We start from the raw sequence: 300 nt of genomic DNA on the forward strand, positions 1-300 counted from the left end.
TGCCATCGTCGCGCGCCCGGCCCTGCTGCTCGCCGACGAACCCACCGGCAATCTCGACAGCGCCCAGGGCGACGAGGTGATGCGCATCCTGCGCGAACTCAATGGCGAAGGCACGACGCTGGTGATGGTGACCCATTCGCCCGCCCATGCCGCCCAGGCCTCGCGCTGCCTGCGCCTGCTGGACGGCCGCATCCTCGTCGATGCGCTGGCGGCCTGAGCAGGGGGAACGGACGATGAAATTCATTGACCTGCGCGTGGCCTGGCGCCAACTGGTGGCCGAGCCCTTGAACGCTGCCGTGC

At 69.3% G+C, this 300-nt stretch carries 1 pseudogene; it reads left to right on the forward strand.

The features are described from left to right. A pseudogene (locus tag H5407_RS23960) lies at positions 1 to 217 on the forward strand (ABC transporter ATP-binding protein); the annotation flags it as partial. Positions 218 to 300 lie beyond the last annotated feature (83 nt).

Origin of the sequence: Mitsuaria sp. WAJ17, from assembly GCF_014174515.1 — a bacterium.
Taxonomy (GTDB): domain Bacteria; phylum Pseudomonadota; class Gammaproteobacteria; order Burkholderiales; family Burkholderiaceae_C; genus Roseateles_B.